This window comes from Ulvibacter litoralis (assembly GCF_900102055.1).
Classification (GTDB): Bacteria; Bacteroidota; Bacteroidia; order Flavobacteriales; family Flavobacteriaceae; genus Ulvibacter; species Ulvibacter litoralis.
In genome coordinates this window covers 1-3,823 of sequence record NZ_FNBA01000026.1, presented here as the reverse complement: position 1 = coordinate 3,823, position 3,823 = coordinate 1, and the positions used below count along the sequence as shown (strand labels likewise).

The window sequence follows — 3,823 nt, the reverse complement described above, 5'->3', positions numbered from 1 at the left end:
TCCGAATAATTGGAACTAAATAAAGAACTGAAAAGGTGTCGCCGCTTCAAGCCGCACACTACGCCAAGCGCTACAATTATTATACAAACCCGTTGGCGTGCATTTGAAAAATGAAAGAATTTGAATTAAAAAATACAGACCCAGAAGATATCGAAGACTTACTTGTGAAAGTTGAAAAGTCTTTTGGAATCGAATTCTCTGAAAATGAATTAGTCAATGTTCGGACTTTTGGGGAACTGTGCGACTATATCAAAAACAAAATTCAGCTTGACAAACAAGATGATTGCACAAGCCAACAAGCATTCTATAAATTAAGGAACGTCTTAACCTCTATCCTAAAAGTTGACAAGAACGAAATAACACCAGATACTCAACTTGCAGACCTTTTACCTAGACAAATAAGAAAAACTAGAATCAACCAAATAGAACAGTCTTTGGGATTTAAGTTGTCTCTTTTGAGACCGCCACATTTTGTTACAACTTTTCTGCTTTTACTTCTATTAGGTTCTATTATTAGTCTGTTTTTCAGTTGGCAACTCGGACTTGGTGGAATGGGACTTTCTATCGGTGGACTTTGGCTTGCCTTCAAGATAGGAAATGAACTTGATTTAAAAACAGTTGGACAAGTTGCAGAAAAAATGACTCGAGAGAACTACCTAAAATCGAGACGAAACCCAAAGACATTTAACGAAAAGGAAATTGAACGAGTTCTGATTGATTGGTTCAGCAATGACTTGTTAATTGATAAGTCGAAATTGACGCGAGAAGCGAGATTGACATAAAAATAAAAACGACACGCCAACACCGTATACTAATCATAGCTCTTGCGAAACTAGAATAAAATTGATTGCAAATATTTAACTATATTGGTTTCTGAAAAATAACGTTACGCTTGCCTTTCTGAGTCTCACGCAGCTCCGAATAATTGGAACTAAATAAAGAACTGAAAAGGTGTCGCCGCTTCAAGCCGCACACTGCGCCAAGCGCTACAATTATTATACAAACCCGTTGTGTGTAATTTTGAAACAACCAAAAGAATTGAAACTATACTTTTTAATATTTATTTCTGTTTTTTACATCTCATGTAAAGATGACATTTTAAATAAAAAATACAGAAACCAAAATTATGTTTTCTATCAAGAAGAAGGAAAAGAAGGAAAGTGGTTGAGAATTGACCCTAACTTAAAAATAAAACTACCTAAATCACATTCATCATATTTCTTCCCAAATGGAAATAGATACGTAGAATTGGAAGTTATCGATAGTTTCCCTAATAGAATTACCCATTATTATGATAAAGAAGATCATTTGACTAAAGTGGTTAAATATAATCTTGACACAGTTACTGAAGTAAAATATGAAGAAGGATTTCTTGAATTTTATCATTCAAACTTAGGCATAAAATCAAAAGAAGGAACAGTGAAAAATGGTTTAGAGCAGGGTTTATGGAAAAGATTTGATAAGAACGGAAAACTTTTAAAAGAATTTAACTTAAAAGATGGCTTAGATCATGGAAAGCGAATAGATTATTATCCAAACGGTAATATTGAAAGCATATCAAATTGGGAAGATGGTTTACAAATAGGACAAGCTAAATATTACTTTGAGAACGGTAATATTCAAGAAACAAACTTCGTTAAAAATAAAAAATTGCATGGAGAATGTATAGAATATTACAAATCTGGTCGAATAGAATCTCATGAATTTTTTTGGAATGGGAAAAGAAAGGATACATGCAAGTATTATTATGAAAATGGTCAAATGAAGGTACTTCAAATATTCAATTTAGATACTTTATCTTTGACTAGTTCCGGCGTCCAAACTAATTATTATCCTAGCGGTAAAATCCAAGCAATTTCAAATTTCGATAATGAAAAATCTGAATTGAAATTATTTTACGAAAATGGAGTTAAAAAGGAGACTTCTTCCAAAAGAAATAATAAACATCACGGTTATGTAATTGCATACCACGAAAATGGATTGAAAATGTTAGAAGGATATGCTAAAGACGGGTATTACAATGGTCCTTTTAAGTTTTTCAATGAATCAGGAATTTTAATTAAGACTGTTAAATATGATTATGGCGAACCAATTGATTCTATAATGCACTAGAAAAACTACACACAACACCGTATACTAATCATAGCTCTTGCGAAACTAAAAGTAAATTGATTGCTAATATTTAACTATATTGGTTTCTGAAAAATAACGTTACGCTTGCCTTTCTGAGTCTCACGCAGCTCCGAATAATTTGGAACTAAACAAGGAACAGAAAAAGTGTCGCCGCTACCAGCATCGCGCTGCGCCAAACGCTACAATTATTATACAAACCCGTTGTAAAACATTCACAAAAAACCAAATTCTAAATTGAAAAAAGGACATTTAATTATAATCTCGATATTGCTAGTTATTCTTTCCTTTTGGCTAGGAATGAGATTTGAACGTGAATTAACAAGTTGGGATGAAATAGGAAAACCCGAAGTTGAAAAAAAGCAGATTTACTTTCCTGATAAATTGACTTCACTTTATATAAAAAGTAATAATTGGGGATTAACTTACGACCATAAAATCACCGTAATTTCAACAAGTCCAGTATCAGAATTTAAAGCAGATTCAATAACTGAATATATTTTCTATGGGTTTGACGGATTGATTTACAAAGCTGTGAACGATACACTAAAGATTTACTCCAGACAAAAGCCCAAAATTCCAACTGATTTTGATTCAGAAGTTTATATTGACCTTATCGAAATTAAGAACAATTCTGAATGGAATAAATTGAAACAAGAAATTCACGACGGATTTCAATATTTCGAATAGAACGTTTTACAACAACGTATAACAATTATGGCTCTTGCGGTAACTATTTGATACTCTCTGCAAATATTTAGCTATATTGGTTATTGAAAAATAACGTAATGCTTGCCCTTCTGAGTCTCACGCAGCTCTGTTGAATTTGGAACTAAGAAGAGAGTCTGAACTTGTCGCTGCTGCCCTCAGCGCGCTGCGCCAAACGCAACAATCGTTATACAAACCCGTTGTGCATAATGCGTCTGACTTAAACCAATTTGATCTAAAATACATTTATGAATATTAAATTCAAAAAATGGAGAATTGCGATTCTGACTTTATTAGTATTAATTTTCTCCTTCTGGTTTTATATTCATCATTATGATATATTATTTGACTCGAAATCGACAGTTACTTTTAAAGCTATTAATAAAGAAACTAATGAAGCGATTCAAAATGCAGAAATAGAAATAAGTCGAATAGAAAAACCTTGGTACTTTATGTGGCAAATGCATAAAATATTGAATGGAAATACAAATGAATTAGGAGAATTCTCTCTCGAGATAAGCGAATCAAAAAGATATAGTGTTGAAATGTCTAAAGAATACAAAAAGAGATTCATTACTGATGACCAAACTTATATAGGTGGCATTGAGTTTGAAGGACGTGATGTGACCGATGAAGAAATTATCATCATTCAATGTTCCAAAAGAATAAAAATGCACTAAGCACAACAACGTATAACAATTATTGCTCTTGCAGGAATTACTTGATAATTTCTACAAATATTTAGCTATATTGGTTTCTGAAAAATAACGTTACGCTTGCCCTTCTGAGTCTCACGCAGCTCTGAATAATTTGGAACTAAGAAGAGAAGTACGAACTTGTCGCTGCTGCCCTCAGCGCGCTGCGCCAAACGCAACAATCGTTATACAAACCCGTTACCGTAAATGGTCAGAAAAATTTAGAAATGAACAGATTTTTGACTCTTATGTAAAACAAGGTTTACCAATAATGCAGAACTAAATAACAA

At 32.8% G+C, this 3,823-nt stretch carries 4 protein-coding genes; all 4 read left to right on the top strand.

The features are described 5' to 3' along the window. The first annotated feature begins 110 nt into the window (after positions 1-110). The gene (locus BLQ00_RS17090) at positions 111-782 is read left to right on the top strand and encodes an acyl carrier protein (protein ID WP_093145533.1); all 672 of its coding nucleotides are present in this window, start codon (positions 111-113) and stop codon (positions 780-782) included. A 238-nt stretch (positions 783-1,020) separates the two neighbouring features. Further along, positions 1,021-2,112, top strand: coding sequence for a toxin-antitoxin system YwqK family antitoxin (locus BLQ00_RS17085; protein WP_175445488.1), 1,092 nt, complete (start codon positions 1,021-1,023; stop codon positions 2,110-2,112). Between the two features lie 255 nt (positions 2,113-2,367). Beyond that, complete coding sequence (locus BLQ00_RS17080; protein WP_093145531.1) at positions 2,368-2,820, top strand: hypothetical protein; 453 nt, start codon at positions 2,368-2,370, stop codon at positions 2,818-2,820. A 266-nt stretch (positions 2,821-3,086) separates the two neighbouring features. Beyond that, complete coding sequence (locus BLQ00_RS17075; protein WP_093145530.1) at positions 3,087-3,518, top strand: hypothetical protein; 432 nt, start codon at positions 3,087-3,089, stop codon at positions 3,516-3,518. Positions 3,519-3,823 lie beyond the last annotated feature (305 nt).